General features: G+C 42.5%; 11 protein-coding genes. 9 read left to right on the top strand and 2 right to left on the bottom strand.

The genetic code is table 11. The features are described 5' to 3' along the window. Positions 1 to 205: 205 nt before the first annotated feature. The 5 genes from ITG12_RS20590 (at position 206) to ITG12_RS20570 (ending at position 8,075) form a co-directional block, all read left to right on the top strand. Entirely contained in the window at positions 206 to 3,856 is a 3,651-nt protein-coding gene (locus ITG12_RS20590) for a transporter substrate-binding domain-containing protein (protein WP_248874923.1), read from the top strand. Next, a complete protein-coding gene (locus ITG12_RS20585; protein WP_038867784.1) occupies positions 3,849 to 5,003 on the top strand; it encodes an EAL domain-containing response regulator in 1,155 nt (384 codons plus the stop codon). The genes ITG12_RS20590 and ITG12_RS20585 overlap by 8 nt, the downstream gene beginning before the upstream one ends. Positions 5,004 to 5,007: 4 nt before the next feature. Next, a complete protein-coding gene (locus tag ITG12_RS20580; protein WP_038867782.1) occupies positions 5,008 to 5,607 on the top strand; it encodes a response regulator transcription factor in 600 nt (199 codons plus the stop codon). Positions 5,608 to 5,617: 10 nt separating this feature from the next. Further along, a complete protein-coding gene (locus ITG12_RS20575) occupies positions 5,618 to 6,997 on the top strand; it encodes a diguanylate cyclase (RefSeq protein WP_248874921.1) in 1,380 nt (459 codons plus the stop codon). 190 nt (positions 6,998 to 7,187) lie between these two features. Beyond that, positions 7,188 to 8,075: a LysR family transcriptional regulator gene (locus tag ITG12_RS20570; protein WP_038867779.1), complete on the top strand. Its 888-nt coding sequence runs from the start codon at positions 7,188 to 7,190 to the stop codon at positions 8,073 to 8,075. Here the strand turns inward: ITG12_RS20570 and ITG12_RS20565 are convergent. Further along, on the bottom strand, positions 8,072 to 8,680 hold the full coding sequence (locus ITG12_RS20565; protein ID WP_038867777.1) for a response regulator transcription factor: 609 nt from the start codon (positions 8,678 to 8,680) through the stop codon (positions 8,072 to 8,074). The two genes, ITG12_RS20570 and ITG12_RS20565, sit on opposite strands and share 4 nt — an antisense overlap. 365 nt (positions 8,681 to 9,045) lie before the next feature. Between ITG12_RS20565 and ITG12_RS20560 the strand changes: the two genes are divergently transcribed. From ITG12_RS20560 to ITG12_RS20550, 3 genes are all read left to right on the top strand, one after another. After that, on the top strand, positions 9,046 to 10,956 hold the full coding sequence (locus tag ITG12_RS20560) for a methyl-accepting chemotaxis protein (protein WP_248874919.1): 1,911 nt from the start codon (positions 9,046 to 9,048) through the stop codon (positions 10,954 to 10,956). Positions 10,957 to 11,059: 103 nt separating this feature from the next. Next, positions 11,060 to 11,782 carry a nitroreductase family protein gene (locus ITG12_RS20555; RefSeq protein ID WP_248874916.1) on the top strand — a complete coding sequence of 241 codons (723 nt, stop codon included), beginning with the start codon at positions 11,060 to 11,062 and terminating at the stop codon, positions 11,780 to 11,782. Positions 11,783 to 12,044: 262 nt separating this feature from the next. Further along, positions 12,045 to 13,025, top strand: coding sequence for a chemotaxis protein (locus tag ITG12_RS20550; protein ID WP_038867771.1), 981 nt, complete (start codon positions 12,045 to 12,047; stop codon positions 13,023 to 13,025). Between the two features lie 51 nt (positions 13,026 to 13,076). Here ITG12_RS20550 and ITG12_RS20545 read toward each other — a convergent pair whose 3' ends face one another. Beyond that, positions 13,077 to 13,610, bottom strand: a complete 534-nt coding sequence (locus ITG12_RS20545; protein WP_038878522.1) for a type II secretion system protein — start codon at positions 13,608 to 13,610, stop codon at positions 13,077 to 13,079. Between the two features lie 356 nt (positions 13,611 to 13,966). On the opposite strand from ITG12_RS20545, the gene ITG12_RS20540 reads away from it, so the two are divergent. Further along, positions 13,967 to 14,689, top strand: coding sequence for a sulfite exporter TauE/SafE family protein (locus tag ITG12_RS20540; protein WP_038867766.1), 723 nt, complete (start codon positions 13,967 to 13,969; stop codon positions 14,687 to 14,689). Positions 14,690 to 14,761 lie beyond the last annotated feature (72 nt).

The raw sequence follows: 14,761 nt of genomic DNA, 5'->3' as shown, positions 1-14,761 counted from the left end.
TTTTTGAGCGAAAGGCGTTCTGTTGATGATGAGATGGTGAACGCAATTTCGTTGTAGTCCAAGGTGGATAATGTTGTAAGAATGTCCTTACTAATTATTAAAAATTATCATATTATCAATAAGATAAAATTAATTCGCTAAGTTTCGAAATTTGACATTTAAGCTGTGCAAATTAGTCTGAGCTCCCAAGTCGTGGAAGCCAGTTATGCTTAGCATTTTTAGAAAAAACATCGTATTCATTTTCGCATTCATTGCTATTGCGTCTTCAACCGTTTCGTTTGCCGCGGATGAGCCAAAAGAAACGGTTGTTATTGGCGTTATTGCTCAGCATTCAGAAAATCCCCAAATAGGGGATGAAATCGGTGCTTTCTACGGGATCAACCTTGAGTATCTGACTAACATCGCCAAGGTCCTCGAACTGAAATTGGAGCTTCGTTCCTATAGCACGATTCCTGCCCTGTTAACTGACATCGAAAATGGTACGGTTGATGGCGCGGTAGGTTTTAGCAAAACACCAGAAAGAATTAGCCACTTCTTATTTTCAGAACCCTTTTTCTCCAGCACGATTGCGGTCTGGTACCGCGATAGCAACTATAATCAACGTGACCCTCGAGAGCTTCAGTGGGTTTGTGTCGAGGGAAGCGTCTATTGTGACTACATTAGAGAGGCGGGTGCAACCAAAGTACGCGAAGTAAGAACGCGACTAAAAGCATTTGAAGCAGTACGTAGTGGTCGTGCAAATGCACTTATCTCAACGTATGTCGCCATTAATCAATATTTAGACCAAAACGATATTGTAAAAGGGGCAGTAGACATTCCGAGTTGGCTCAACGAGGAAGAAGTTAGTTTTATCACTTCAAAATCAAACCAAGATTTGGTTGACCGAATCAATAAGATCTTGAGCTGGGAACGTCGTGGAAAGAATATTCGCTCGGTAGCGTCGAAGAACCCATATCATGTTAACGACAAACTATTAGTCGAGTACCGTCGTGATCTCGATAGTAATAAAGTCATCACCTACAGCAGCAGCGAAGAAGCGTTTCCGTTTCTTTATCGCAATCCACACACGGCTCGCCTAGACGGTTTCCTGCCTGATTTCATCGACCTAATTCGTTCAAGAACAGGCCTAAAATTTGAATACATAGAGCCCACGAACAGCTTAGATAGTGGATTGACTGCGTTTTCCTCTGACCTTGTTCCTGTCGCTTATGTTGATCATGTTCGGTCGTCTGATTGGCTAATTACTAAGCCTTTTATGCACAATAACTTTGTCGCGATTGAAGCGCTAGATGTGGAGAATCATCCTCCTCACGATGCGACGTCAGGCATTTTGATGAGTTTAAAAAAACAGGGACTGGTTAACTTAGACTCATGGAAGGAAGAGCGCTTTACTCGTTATGACGACTTGAAGCTACTTCTTAATGATCTAAAGAACGGCGAAATTGATGTGGCTTACGTACCTGACGATATAGTTCACAGCATGATTGCGCAAGATAACATTGATGGACTGTTGATCAGCGAAAAGGATGTCCTGACGTTGTCGATTGCCTTTGCCGTTGCCAACCACAATACCAAGTTGAAGAAAATCTTGGATAGCATCATCGATACGATTGATGCCAAAGAGATCGACAAGTTGAACCGGACTTACCGCAATTTCAACCTTGTCTATGGCTATGATGAAGAAGAGATTACCACCATTGTACTGTTTGTCGCGGTCATTTTTGCGGTGCTTCTCGCCGTCGTCTACTTCGTATTGGCGCACCTCAAGCTGAAAGTGAACCTTGCTGAGCTCAATGCCACTAATGAAGAGAAAGAAAAACAGTGGTTGATGGGGATCATTCAAGAGATAAACAGCATTGTATTCATCCATGGTGAAGACAACCAGATTCAAATGAGTAACTGCTCTTTGTTCCTCAATCGGCGATGCAATGGTTGCACCATTCTCGACCGAAAAACCGCAAAACCGTTGGTCGATAATGCCCTTGAACTGCGTGAAGTCATCGAGGGTAAACGCATTACCGATACTAGCGCGTCCACCGGTTGCAAAGGTGGTATTCAGCACGTGTACCGCGAGCGAAAAACCATCCTTTCACCAAGCAGCAAGAAAAAATTTGTCCTAACGGTTCTTCAAGATATTACCGAACAAAAAGAACGTGAGTTTGCCTTGATTGATGCTCAGGAGAAAGCTCAAACGGCAGTGCGTGCACGTGAAAACTTCTTAGCGACCATGAGCCACGAACTAAGAACGCCACTGTCTGCGGCGCATGGGTTACTCGACTTATTAGAGCGTCAAACTCGAAGCGACACCAACAAAGAACTCATCACGCAAGCCATGCGTTCTCTTAATCACCTTAACGTGCTGGTGGATGAGGTCCTGGATTATTCAAAGCTTGAAGCAGGACAATTAAAAGTGACACCAGTAAAAACCAACGTCATTACAACCTTATGCGATGTTGTGCGTAGTTTTGAACCCAAAGCGCAGAGTAAGGGGTTGGATTACCGAGTGACTGTTAAACCCTTTACCAACCCTTGGTTAAAAGTAGACGCGGTTCGACTCGTACAAATTACGACGAACATCTTATCAAATGCGGTCAAGTTTACTTCTGATGGTGAGATACGGATTAGCATTGCGCTCAATCAAGAACAACTGATTCTCAAAATCGCCGACACCGGCATCGGTATGACGGAAGCGCAGTTGGATGGGATTCTTCAACCATTTGTTCAAGCGGACGATACGATCACTCGTAAATTTGGGGGTACAGGCCTAGGGCTAAGCATTGTTGATGGCCTTGTGGAATGCATGGGCGGAGACCTTCAGATTAACTCTGAATCGGGACTGGGGACGACCATCGTGGTTAAACTGCCTGTTAAGCTCTGCAAACCCATAGCGCAACCTTCTATTGTATATAGCTACTCGCCGACATTGCCTGCCAATATTCGCGATTGGTGTGAAGTATGGGGAATGGAAGCAACCGATATTTCCCCAAGCCTTGCTGGAACATTTTCTGAGGAAGGGAAGTATCAAGGGCTTAATTTGAACTGCGGTTGTGACGCCATATGTTCACTAACCGCAGTAGAAGCAAAATATCCAGATACGTTGTTAAGTCTGTTGAGCCAAGGTTGTACACCGACAGTTGAGCCGATTAAGCAAGTAGATAAGGTCTCTTGGAAGCACGGTACGGTCTTGGTCGCAGAGGACAACCCAATAAACCAAAGTGTCATAACCATGCAGCTACGAGAACTCGGCATAGAACCCGTAATTGTGAGCAATGGTTTAGAAGCATGGCAATACGTAAATCAGGACGAATTCGTTACCTTGGTATTAACCGATTTCCATATGCCGGAGATGGATGGTTTTGAATTGGTGAACAAGCTCAAAGCAAATGAGGAGCTGTCTAAAATTCCAGTTATTGGTGTGACCGCAGAGGATTCCCGTCTAGCAAACGAACGAGCGAAAACCATAGGGATCGACGACATTCTCTTTAAGCCATACGACCTTGAGCAGCTTAAGGTGAAATTGCTGCCTTACTTGAGTGAACAAAAAAACAATCTTTGGCCTGAATGGCTAGAGAAGTTTAGAGCGCAGGATGCAAAAGAGATCGCTAATGTCTTTAAAAGCTCGATGACGCAAGACGTAACCAATTTAAAAGCGGCAGAAAGTAAACAAGAGAAGAAACGAATTATTCACGGTATTAAAGGGGCGTTAGGGGCGATAGGCGTCACTATCTTAGCTGAGTTATGTGTTGAAGCCGAACAGGCAAGTGACGCGGATTTCGATTCGCACGTCACAGGACTTATTGACCGGATAGAACACGAAGTTAACCTCGCAGGACACTGGATTAAAGCTCATGAATAAACCACTGAACACGATGGTGATCGATGACCATCCTCTACAGATTACGTTGTTAAGGCAGATGTTATTACGTAACGGTGTTGATGTTGCTGCTTATGATAAGGTCGACGATGCGATAGCACATGCGAAACATAACAATTTAGATGTCATCTTTTGTGATTTACAGATGCCAGAGAAAGATGGCATAGACATGATGGAGATGCTCAATCAAATTGGCTACAAAGGCAAAGTTGTTCTAGTCAGTGCGATGGAGCTGACGATCGTGACAGCCGTGCGTGCTATGTGTGAAAGCTTTAGTTTTGAAGTGCTTGGAAAGCTATTGAAACCATACGAAGAGCAGCAAGTCATCGATATGCTGACTCAAGTGAACCTAGAACCAGTCAAAAGCACCAAATTTAACCAATGCGTAGACGTTCAAGACCAAGAGTTTTTGTTTGCGCTTGGCGAGGGACGCATCAAAAACTACTACCAACCGCTGGCGGACGCGAACAGTGGTGACATTATCGGATTTGAAGCTCTGGCTCGTTGGTTTCATCCCATCTATGGTGTTTTACCACCACATTGTTTTTTGCCGATTGTTGAACGTTGTCATTTGTCCGCCGAGTTGTTTGATGCCGTGTTTAGTAACGCGTTATACGACATTAAGCATCGTGGACTCACTCAAAAAGTCTCAATCAACGTTGACCACGATAATCTTGAAGATTGCGAGTTCGCAAGCCAGTTTATTCAGCGATGTTACGAAAACGGCATCAGCCCAGACCAATTTACAATAGAAATTACCGAGCGTGATACTTTTCAGACCAGCGCCGCACTCTACAAAAACTTACTCAAATTCAGAATGAATGGCGTGACGGTGAGTATCGATGATTTTGGTACTGGCTCGTCATCGCTAGAAAAACTCGCTCAATTGCCTTTTAACGAACTGAAAATAGACCGCTCGTTTATACAGGGGTTAGTGAATGACCCGAAAAAGAAAAACATCGTGCTCGCAATATGTGCACTAGCAAAAAGTCTCAACATTAGCGTCGTCGCAGAGGGGGTGGAAGACGAGATTACGCTGCAAGCCATGCGCCAATACACGATCGATGTTTGCCAAGGCTATTACATCGATAAACCAATGCCTTTAGAAGCCATAACAATACTGAATTAAAAGAATGATGAACAAAATAAACTGCCTGATCTTTGATGATCACCCACTTGTCTGTATCGCCATTAAATCGCTTGTTGAAAGCCTAGGTATCGCCAATGAAGTGATGACGGCAACAAGCTCAAAAGACGCTTTAAAAATGCTTAAAGAAGGCGATATTGGGCTGCTTATCTTAGACGTGAACCTTGCTGATTGTGATGGTTACGACTTTTATAAACGTATTAAATCCCATGGTTTTAGCGGAAAAGTGATTTTCTTTTCTGCTGAGACTAGCCATATGTATAGCCAAATGGCATTCCGTTCAGGGGCCGATGGTTATGTCTGTAAATCCGAAAATCACGAGATCTTAAAAGACGCTATAGAGGCGGTTGCGAAAGGGTATTCATTCTTCAAGTTCAAACAAACAGTGGAAGAGCATCGAAATGTCCCAACGTTATCAAGCCGAGAAAGCGCGGTGATGAAGTTACTTCTACAAGGAAAAAGTAACCGAGATATTGCCGATGTTCTGTCGATCAGTGACAAAACCGTTAGTACATACAAGCGCAGAGTCATGGATAAGTTCAACGTGAAGAACATCGTGGAGCTTTCAAAAGTCGTTGATACTTAAAGGGTAAGGGATGAACCTGAAAAATATTTATTTGTCTTTTTTCTTTAGTGCGCTTTTGTTTACCACTTCAATGACCATGATCGGTGCGATGTTGATCTCCCATGAAGTGAAGCAGTTTAAGATTTACACTCAGGGGATATCCAAGACCAAGCAAAAAGTCACCTTACTTGGTCTATTGATGGAATCTGAATTGGCACGTTATGAAGGTTCCACAGCTCATGAGATTAATCAACTGACGGAATTCAGTTTTCAAGATGCGATCTACGCGTTAGAGCCGGGCAGCGAACTGGACTATGTCGAAACGATTGCGCGGAAAGTACTGCACGAGGCTGAAGGGTATTTAGCAAACGTTTATGAACGAATTGATGTCGTGCTTTACTTTCGTTCATATACGGCGAGCAAATTGATTCTCGAGAATCCGATTAAAGAGCTTGAGAACTTGTCTGAACCTTTTGATATTGATTGGTGTAAACAAACGTACTCTTGCGTACTCGCGGCATGGAAGGATCAGCTAACCGATCGCATTCTCATTTCTAAACCTTTTAAAACGACGTATTCGGAGAGTAGGGCATTTAGTGTGATTAGCCCTGTTTACTACCAAGGTGAGATTGTTGGTGAATTTGGAGAGCAAATTTTTCTCGATTCACTCAAGGTCGAAGGGAAAGCCCTAAAAGTGGATATCAACAACGGCAACAAACACATCGTTGTTTACTACCCACATTACCCGTGGTCAGACTTCGCATATACACAAAGCTACGTTGCGGATAACAACAACTTAATCGTTTATCAATTTCCATTCAGTAAAATACTGATTGATTTCGGATTCCTGTTCCTAATCATGTTTGTATCTATTTATGGATACTATTCAAAGGCGCAAGAGTCCAAAGAAAGCAAAATTCAATTAGCCAATGCAATCAGTGATGCAACCAAAGATGAATTGACTGGTTTGTTCAATCGTAAGGTGTTCAAGGAACAAGCGTTCAAGAATAAGATAAAAATGACTCCGTTTACTGTGGTTGCTATTGATGGCGATAGAGTGAAACGCATCAATGATAAATATGGTCATCATGTTGGTGACGAGGTGATCGTGATTATTGCGGATGCGATGAAGAAAGTGTTTAGAGTGTCTGACTACTTGATTCGCACGGGAGGGGATGAGTTTATTGCGATTCTACCAGGATGCAGCGAGAGTAAATCTCTGATGTTGGCCAAAAAGCTGCAAAATGCCGTGACAGAGAACCGTTTAAAAAGCTTAGATATTAATGTAAGCGTCAGTACCGGACTTGCCATGAGCAACGAACACGAGACGTTAAATGATGTGATCATGCGCGCGGATGAGGACCTTTATGAAACAAAACGGCATCGTAGTTACTCTGAAACTGTGTCTTAAACGGGAAAATCAGTGTAAATGACTATATTGTTATTAATTGAAAAGATAAGAGTTTGATAAACTTGACCAAAACGTGACTTTGGTCTTCTATAGTAAAGCAGCTCATTCAAAGGCTGCTTTCTTTGTATTTGGCCGAAACTAATTATAAAAAACACAACTTTAATCTTTGATTCTACTTGGTAACCACACTGTGAATAAAGATCTCGACCTAAATCTCCTCAAAATACTGGTGCTGTTAGAGCGTCATCGTCAACTTAAACCTGTTGCTAAGGCATTGGGTAAAAGTGAAGCCTCGATCAGTAAATACCTCACTCGTTTGCGAACACAATTAGAGGATGAGTTGTTTATCCGTCATGCACATCATTTTGAACCGACGGATTATTTAAAGCGTAAACTTCCTGAAATTACAGGGGCGCTTGATCAACTTGAATCGTGCTTAGTTCGACGTGAGTTTGACCCGCTTTCATACGAAAAGAGCATTACGATTTGTTTGCCTCAATCCGCTCAGTACTCATTTGGACACCTTTTGCTTGGGGATTTGATGTCTTTGTTCCCTAATGCTTACATCACTGTATCAAGCAGTACCGACCACACGATTGAAGATATCTTGGAAGATAAAGTAGACATGCAATTGCACTACTTCAACGAAGAGTATCCTAAGTCAATCCATCAGCAATTTATTGGTTATGCGCCAGCTGTTGTTGTTGTTCCGGAAGAGCTCGGTATTAGCGATTTAGAGAAAGCGTGTGATCTTCCTTTCATTTTATTAGAAATGAATGGTTGGAAGGATCGAGAACAAGTGACGAAGCGCGCGTTGGAGAAAAGCGGAATAAACATTAACCGTGTGGCAACGATGGGAAATATCACAAGCTTATTGCAGGCGATTAAACACCAAGGTGCAGCGACAATTTTGCTTGAATACCAAAGACCCATTAACGGTTTCAATTTTATCTCTGTACCAGAGAGCTTTTACCCAGATGGTCGCCCTAAAGTGGTGGTACAGATGAAACAAACTCATCGCTACAATTCAATGCATCAGCTACTGACGGATGCCATCTCGAAGTATGTCAATGTCTAACAACATAAGCTGCCGCACTCTTCTTGAGGAAGGGTGTTGAGCAGTTCAACAACGGATTCTGCGTGGTACTTTTTCAGAATGCGTGTTTTGTAAGTACTGATGGTTTTCGCACTTAATGACAGTTGCTCAGAAATCTTTTTATTTGAGTAACCTTGCGCTAAATAATGGAAAACCATCGCTTCTCGATTCGATAAAGTGACGTTACCTGAGGACTGGTTGTGCGTCGCTTTAAACATCGAATATCCGCGTGTTACGCTGAGAACCGCATCCATGATGGTTGCTTTCGCCTCATTCTTATTCAAAAAACCGTGTGCACCCATCTCAAAGGCCGCTTTAGATAAACTTGAATAATCACGGGATGAAATAAACAGGATCTTTCCTTGATAGCCAGTTGCAAGAATATTCTTAGCTAAACGCATACCATCTCTATCACCTAGCACAACATCCAGAATAACCAAGTCAATTGGTTGGTTACGAATCAACTCCATTACCTCTGCGCTGTCTGTTGATTCAACGACATTCACGGATTTAAATGCGCTTTGAACGAGAGAAGCCAGAGCCTCACTATATAACGGTTGGTCGTCGATAATAAGAACGCTATTCATATTTATGCCTCACCTTATATTTCAATTTACTGGCCGCATCCCTTCAGCAGTCATTTAATGTGGAAGAATTGTAGGAAAAATCCGTGGCGAGCGGGTGAAAATGACAATTTCACTATTTGAAACTTGTTGTCTCAATTGTGAGATGGTGTCGCAGTAAAAATAATGAAATCAATTAGATGCAGGATGAAAGATTCGCAGTGTTGCATTGACGTCCGTCTCTTTCTTTGGGGTCGGAAAAAGCTTACAAAAACTTAAAATCCTATAAAATACAATGGCATACCGTTTCTTAATGAAAGGTGTTAATTTGCGGTAAAGAAACGTGTTTTTTACTATTTCTTCCTTGCTGTTCTTATGGAGTAGGCGGAATGCTAAATAGGATTAAAAAAATAAAACACAAATTTTACCTGATTTTAAGTACCGTTATTTTGGTGCTTTTTGCGATAACCGCAGTCGGTGTACTTACTACCAACCAAATCAATACAAACTTTATTCACTTTCAATCGATTAATAGCAGTGCATTTGAAGCAACTGAAATCGAAGCGAATCTTCTAACTGCAAGAATTAATGCATTAACCTATCGAACAAACCGAGATCGCCTATTTTTCAATCAAGCAATGGAGGCGTTAAATCTGGCTAAAGACGAGGCGCAAAAGCAAGCATTAAGTTCGGAGGATGATGAACGTAAGTTGCGCTTTGAAAAGGTTTCGTTTCAGCTTGAACAGTATATGGTGCACTTGGGAGAAGTTTCTCAATTAATGGCGAAAAGAAATACCGATGTGAATGCTTTAGTTTCTTATCAAAAAGAGATAGAAAACAAACTCATGCGCCGTTTGAACAAACACACAACTGAGCGAGGTTTGATAGCAGATGCGACTTTGGTGTTTAAGGCGCTTACGCAAGAAGCAACGGAATACTTGTTAACCAACAGCGAGCAAGACTATGAGCAATTTGAAGCGAAGCTGGATCACTGGAAGAGATTCATGATACAGCTTCATTTTGTTGATCAAGACAAACTCAACGAATTAACTGGACACCTTTCAACTGCGTTATCCAGTGTTGCAGAAACCATTCGAGCAAGGAATCAACGTTGGGATGCACTTAAAGATATTGGTTTTGAAATTGCCGACCAAATCAACGCAATAAAATTGGATGCAGTTAATGACCAGAATGTTTTAAAGGAAGAAATTCAACAAACGACAGAACAAGCGACGATGAATGTAGCCTTGGCATTGTTGATTGGTTTACCTGCAGTGACGTTTTTGTGTCTATTTATCTCTAAAGACATCACGAACAATGTCATCTTTGCAAAGCAAGTAGCGGAGAAATTGAGCCGAGGTGAAATTAGTGTAGAGCAGCAGCATGCAAAAGGCAGTGATGAGGTTTCTGAAATGCTTGTTGCGTTACACAACATGGAAGAGCAGTTGTATAAAACCGTTTCTGAAGTTATCTCTTGTAGCGACCTTCTTGCTTCGGCATCAGAGCAACTTTCTGCAGTAAATTCCGAAATCTTGAGCAATGCGCAGTCACAGCAATTGGAAACTGACCAAGTAGCGACAGCGGTGAATGAAATGACGGTGGCGATTGCAGAGGTAGCACAAAGCGCAAACGGAGCGTCACGGGAAGCAGAAATTGCATCGGAGGTATCCGACAGAGGGCAGAGTGTTATGAACAGTGCGATGCAACAAGTTGGTGGACTTGCTGAACAGATGGGAAGCATAAGTCAAGAAGTTGGTACGCTTTCTAATGGTACTGCGGAAGTGGCAGACATTACCGAAGTTATCCAAACCATAGCTGAACAAACGAACTTGTTGGCGTTAAACGCTGCGATTGAAGCTGCACGAGCGGGCGATCAAGGTCGGGGCTTTGCCGTTGTTGCTGATGAGGTTCGTCAATTAGCGCAGGAAACACAAAAAGCGGTCGAAAAGATTGGGAATCGTATTACTACGCTGCAACAAAATACCTCTCAAGTGGTTGAATCTATCGATGCAGGCCAGCACATGTTGGAACAAACTGTGCAGCAATCGGCTTCTGCCAATGATGCGTTTTTAAGTATTTCATCAAATATTGATCAAACGAATGCATTGAACATACAGATTGCAGCCGCGACAGAAGAGCAATCTGCGACCGCAGAAATGATCAACCAAAGTGTTGTCTCTGTTCGCGATCAACTTGACCAGACGGTAAATATGATTCAAAACAGCAACCAAGCCGCCGATGAATTGGCGAAGATGTCGATAAACCTCTCTGATCAGATTCGCTTTTTTAAACTGCAATAAAATAAGAAGGGCAGACGCGATTTTGTGTCTGCCTTTGTATTTGCGCTTGCAGGAGGAAGATGATTACGTAAAGATCCCTTTTTTGTTCTATTTTGAGTCTGTTATGAGCCAACCTTCTTTTGAATCCATTGTTCACTCCCGTCGTTCTGTACGTAAGTACGATGCCAGTGCTGAATTTAACCACAGTGATGTCGCGGATGCCCTTGAGCTGACAACGTTAAGCCCAAACAGCAGCAACATGCAGATGTGGGAATTTCATCGTGTTATTTCATCTGAAAAACGCGAACAACTTGCAGAATTTTGTATGGGGCAAAATGCAGCGAAAACGTCAAATGAACTGGTTGTGTTTGTTGCTACGACTCATAACTGGCAAGAGCGCGCCAAGCGCAACGCAGAGACTGTGCGTCAAGCTTTTGAAAACCGTGACGACGCTGCGGCTAAGCGCGCTCTTAAGTATTACGAAAAACTGATTCCAATGGTTTACAACAATGATGCATTTGGCCTTCGTGGCGTTGTACGCAAGTTATACAGTTGGTGGTTGGGGCGCAATAAGCCAATGGTTCGCGAAGTCAGTAAGTCGGATATTCGTGTTTGTTTGCACAAGAGTGTTTCTTTAGCCGCGATGACGTTTATGTATGCGATGCGTGAAAAGGGGTACGACACGTGCCCAATGGAAGGCTTTGATTCAAAAAGAGTAAAGCAGCTTCTTGGATTACGCGGTAGTGACCAGATCACCATGATCATCAGCTGCGGTGTAAGAAGTGAAGAAGGCGTGTATGGAGAGCGTCATCGCGTTGCCAACGACAGCGTGATTAAATCACATTAATTAACACTAAACTTTTCTGTCGCTATGCCGTTAACAGTAGTGAGTAAACTGCGATATTGAGTCGTTGAATGTGTTTTGTTCAAAAATGAGACAAAATTTCAGCATTTGATAGAGAAGTGTGCAGTTCGCATCCTTTTGATTATTTACAAATTCTGTCTCAACGACTACAAAAGGACTCTTGGATTTTTCGCCTGTGAAGTGATTCTCTGTGGCATTGCATCAAGCCTCTTTTTCTTGATGCGTATTTTGGATAATTGGGTTTATGAGTAACGTAACCAGCACCATTTTGACTGAAAGTGGCACCAATGAACTTGAAATCATTGAGTTCCATCTAGAAAAACAAATGCCAGATGGCAGCACAAAAACATGTTTTTACGGCATTAACGTCGCTAAGGTTCGTGAAGTGATTCGCGTCCCAGAGACGACTGATTATCCGAACGCCCAACCGCACATGATTGGTGTCTTTTCTTCTCGTGAAGTGCTTACGCCTCTTGTTGATCTTGCTGGTTGGTTAGGTGTCCCGACACGCCGTGATTTAGAACGTAAGTTTGTTATCGTTACTGACTTTAACAAGATGACTAATGGCTTCTTGATCGACAGTATTTCTCGTATTCATCGTATTTCTTGGAATGATGTTGAATCTCCAAGCCAGTTTCTAGAAGCTGGGGAGCAAGATTGTGTCGTTGCCGTTGTGCGTAAAGATGGCAACTTAATCATGATTCTCGATTTCGAAAAAATCATTGCTGACATCAACCCAGAACTGAGCATGGAAAAATACGATGTGACGGGCGATAAATCGGTTGATTTGAACCAGCGAATGGTTGGCAAACGTAATGCTAAAACTATTATGGTTGTGGATGACTCTGCATTTATTCGTTCTCTGATTCAAGATACCTTGGCTTCTGCGGGTTATAACGTGATCACTTGTAAAGATGGTGGTGAAGCGTATGAAAAGCTAATGAGCTTGATTGAAGTGGCGAAAGAAGAAAACTTACCAGTGCGTGAGTTGCTTGATGCTGTCGTCACTGACGTTGAGATGCCTCGTATGGACGGCATGCACTTAGTGAAACGACTGCGTGATACAGAAGCGTACAACCAAACTCCAATTGTGATGTTCTCTTCTTTGATGAGTGAAGACAACCGCGCGAAGGCATTATCTCTTGGTGCGAATGACACCATCACCAAGCCTGAGATAGGCCGTATGGTGAATATGATGGATAAACACGTGTTTAATTTTGCGTAGTCTATCCGACAGTGAACAAAAAGGCTGCCAATTTGGCAGCCTTTTGTTTTATTAAGGACAAGGAAGAATCTCTAGCGTGTAGCTCTCATTCTCTGATTCTGGCGGTCCATATAAAATGCCACATTGAGTAAGGCTAGCGCGGGGTTCATCTGCTGCAGCAATAACCATTTCACGTGTACTTGAACCCGATGGATGTCGGATAATCTTCCAATCTGAGTCCGAACCATCAATTCCCTGAACTAATAATGGAAGGCTATCATTGTCCGCATCTGGGTAGCCGTAAAGAAATACACAGTACTTCGAGCCATTTAGCTCACAACCATCGAAAGGCAGTGCTTGCATTGGTGTTTTGCCGTGTGTGTTTTTGTTTGAAACATAGGCAAGGTGCTCTTGCCCTGTAGTTGCTAGTTTTGCATACCCGACGCCTAGGCCAGAAGCTATCGCACCTTTCATCCCTTCCAAGCGAGCTTCACGAGCATCGTCTTGAATGTTTAAAAAGCGCGGAGCAGCGGTGACAGCCAAAATACCAAGGATAACGATAACAACAACAAGCTCAATTAAAGTAAAACCTGATTTTCTTTTCATAAATCATCTTTTAATTAGGTTGATACGATAGTCTAATGTTTTTAATTTATATGGTGCTATAGACTATTAATTTCCATAAATGGTGAATTTATATGGTACATCCACTCTAAAATGGAGTGTGATTATAGTTCCGTTTATTTGTGCTGGATAGTGTGGAAATCGTAAATCTAGCGTTGCAAATCTGTATGAATTGTAAAGTCGTAGAAACTGAGACTAAGAAGTTCAAATGTTGACACATTTTGATTGTGTTTTAGTGCGCTTTGATGAATCCTACGCAGGGCGAGAGTGGGGGAATTATTACTATCTGATATTCATTCTGCTTTCTAATCATAAAATCAAATATAAGAATGACATCGATGGAATTCGATTCTACAAACTTGCTTGCTATGGGGCTGATCTTCTTAGGCTCTTACGTTCAAACCGCGATTGGATTTGGCCTTGCTATTGTCGCCGCGCCACTACTCATTCTCTGGGCTCCAGAGTATGTGCCTGCACCTATCTGTTTGGTCGCATTGTTTATCTCGTTAATGAATGCGATGAAGCACAGAAGCAGCGTCGAAATTGGCGGTTTAAAGATGGCACTGATTGGACGTGTTCCCGGATCAATTGCTGGTGGTGTCTTACTGTTTTTCGTTTCGACAGAAGCATTAACTTTATGGATTGGCTTTTTGGTTCTGTTTGCCGTTTCCGTCAGCGTGTTGCCATTTCGTATTGAACCTACGCCAGGTCGTATGACTTTTGCTGGATTCTTTTCTGGTTTATTTGGTACGAGTTCTGCTATTGGTGGACCACCAATGGCGCTTTTATTGCAACATCAAGAAGCAAATCAGTTACGTGGTAACCTGTCAGCGTTTTTTGTGTTCAGTTCTATTATCTCTTTGATTGTTCAGATCCCTGTGGGTTTCTTTAACTTACATCATCTGGTGATTACTTTGCCCTTGCTACCAGCGGCCGCACTTGGTTACTGGTTAGCGGTAAAAACAACGCAGTCTTTACCAAAAGAAAAGATTCGATTTGGCGCTCTCACACTGTGCTTTGTTAGTGGTATTACTGCGGTGATCCAAGGTCTCTCTTTGTAGTTATCCGAGAAGGTCAAATTCGCTTTACAAAACGCGTTCTCACTATAGAATCGCGTCACTTTTCTTTGTCGA

It is taken from the genome of Vibrio sp. ED002, assembly GCF_023277445.1.
Classification (GTDB): Bacteria; Pseudomonadota; Gammaproteobacteria; order Enterobacterales; family Vibrionaceae; genus Vibrio; species Vibrio jasicida.
Note: the sequence above shows the minus strand (reverse complement) of the source record. Positions and strands in the feature narration are given on the sequence as shown.

Excerpts from the sequence above, each read along its gene's own strand:
- ITG12_RS20590 (WP_248874923.1), top strand. The coding sequence starts at position 206 with ATGCTTAGCATTTTTAGAAAAAACATCGTATTCATTTTCGCATTCATT.
- ITG12_RS20585 (WP_038867784.1), top strand. The coding sequence starts at position 3,849 with ATGAATAAACCACTGAACACGATGGTGATCGATGACCATCCTCTACAG.
- ITG12_RS20580 (WP_038867782.1), top strand. The coding sequence starts at position 5,008 with ATGATGAACAAAATAAACTGCCTGATCTTTGATGATCACCCACTTGTC.
- ITG12_RS20575 (WP_248874921.1), top strand. The coding sequence starts at position 5,618 with ATGAACCTGAAAAATATTTATTTGTCTTTTTTCTTTAGTGCGCTTTTG.
- ITG12_RS20565 (WP_038867777.1), bottom strand. The coding sequence starts at position 8,680 with ATGAATAGCGTTCTTATTATCGACGACCAACCGTTATATAGTGAGGCT.
- ITG12_RS20560 (WP_248874919.1), top strand. The coding sequence starts at position 9,046 with ATGCTAAATAGGATTAAAAAAATAAAACACAAATTTTACCTGATTTTA.
- ITG12_RS20555 (WP_248874916.1), top strand. The coding sequence starts at position 11,060 with ATGAGCCAACCTTCTTTTGAATCCATTGTTCACTCCCGTCGTTCTGTA.
- ITG12_RS20550 (WP_038867771.1), top strand. The coding sequence starts at position 12,045 with ATGAGTAACGTAACCAGCACCATTTTGACTGAAAGTGGCACCAATGAA.
- ITG12_RS20545 (WP_038878522.1), bottom strand. The coding sequence starts at position 13,610 with ATGAAAAGAAAATCAGGTTTTACTTTAATTGAGCTTGTTGTTGTTATC.
- ITG12_RS20540 (WP_038867766.1), top strand. The coding sequence starts at position 13,967 with ATGGAATTCGATTCTACAAACTTGCTTGCTATGGGGCTGATCTTCTTA.